The 1,759-nt window shown below is 53.5% G+C and carries 1 protein-coding gene; it reads left to right on the top strand.

Annotation, left to right across the window (positions count from 1 at the left end):
* Positions 1 to 1,682: phosphoenolpyruvate--protein phosphotransferase (gene ptsP / locus CALK_RS11605; protein WP_204365318.1), on the top strand; the 1,682-nt coding region annotated here is incomplete at its 5' end.
* Positions 1,683 to 1,759: the final 77 nt, after the last annotated feature.

Below are 1,759 nucleotides of genomic sequence, written 5' to 3' on the forward strand. Positions count from 1 at the left end.
CGTTGGCAATAGAATGGAGCACCATGTCTGAAAAAGAAAAAACGCTAATACTCCAAGGAACCCCGATCTCGCCTGGGCTAGCGGAGGGAATTATCCATGTCCACCGCAACATACTTGGCCCAATAGATGCCCCAGTGGACATAGAGCGACACAACGTCGAAGAAGAGTTTTCACGTCTTGATGTCGCTACAGCGAATATTTCGGATGATCTCGTCACCTTGGCTGCCAGAGTCGAAAGGGAAATCGATTCGAGGCTTGCCAGCGTTTTCGGGGCTCATCAACTCATAGTAGATGACGCCTCATTGAGAGCGGAATTAAAAAAAGAGATCCTTGACAACCTGGTAACCGCAAGCAGCGCCGTAAAGACGGTCTTCTTGCGCTGGGAGAAGCGGTTTCTATTGATGGAGTCGCAGATCGCCAGAGACAAAGGTGACGACATGCGGGATATTTCGTTCCGCCTGTCTAATGCCCTTGCGGGGATCACGGTTCACCCATTGGACGAGATCCCCCGCGCCAGTGTGCTCGTTACCTCGCGTTTACTCCCGTCGGATACTGTTTTTCTCTCTGGTCGATCCGTCTCGGCCGTTCTTCTGGAATACGGAAGTACCAGCTCTCATGCAGCTCTGTTTGCCCGCGAAATGGGCCTGCCGTGCATCTCTGGAATCTCCAATATACTGACCACAGCGCCCAATGGCGCACCGGCTCTCGTGGATGCAGACATAGGAACCATCACGATTCGTCCCCAGGAGAAACAGAAACTCATCTTCCGGAGAAAGGTTGATGACAACGAGCATACCCAACACTTGGCACGACAGCATGCTCTGGGTCCTGCGGTCACAAAAGATGATGTAACGATCTCCGTACTCGCTAATGTGGGATGCAGCGATGATACAGAAAGGGCCATGTTGAACGGCGCAGATGGAGTCGGTTTGTACCGTATGGAGAGGGCCTACCTGGGACGCGTTGTACCGCCCAATACCGATGAACTCCTCACTGAGATGCGCCAGACACTTGAAGCGGCCAAGGGCCGCACCGTCTGTGTGCGCCTTCTAGATCTCGGCACCGATAAACCGTTGCCCTTCATGAATCTCTTAGCGGAAACAAATCCCTCGTTAGGACGTCGAGGCATCCGCTTGCTTCGTGAGTATCCCGAACTTCTCAAGACGAGTTTGCGGGCTATACTGGAACTTTCCAGGGAGTTCGATGTGCGCATTCTGGTTCCCATGGTCACAGTGCCAGATGATGTTGCGGTGGTAAAAGAATATCTCACACAACTGGGTTCGGAATTACAGATGTCCTCTCTTCCTGAGTTGGGCGCCATGATAGAAACTCCGGCCGCGGCACTTTCGGCGCGAGAGATCGCCAGGCACGTTGACTTCCTGAGTTTCGGCACAAACGACCTAACACAATATGCGTTTGCAGCTGACAGGGAGAATGCGGCGGTGGAGCAATACTTCAACGACGCTGCGGAGGTCATATTCAGACTGTTAGGTTTGACCCATGATGATGTGCCCGATTTACCCCTTTCCGTGTGCGGCGAACTTGCGGGGCGACCAGAGCACATTCCCAGGCTCCTTCAGTGCGGGATAAGAAAGCTCAGTGTCGCTCCGCCGTTGATCCCGATAGTCAAAGAAACCATCCGGAATTCCTTGTGCATGGCGCCCTTGATGGAAAACCAATGAGTGAAACATGCCAACAAGGCGCTGCACCGGACGGCCATTCCGCTGCGCTCCATTGCCGCCGGTGAGCTTGGTCGTTA

The sequence above is a fragment of the Chitinivibrio alkaliphilus ACht1 genome (assembly GCF_000474745.1).
Classification (GTDB): Bacteria; Fibrobacterota; Chitinivibrionia; order Chitinivibrionales; family Chitinivibrionaceae; genus Chitinivibrio; species Chitinivibrio alkaliphilus.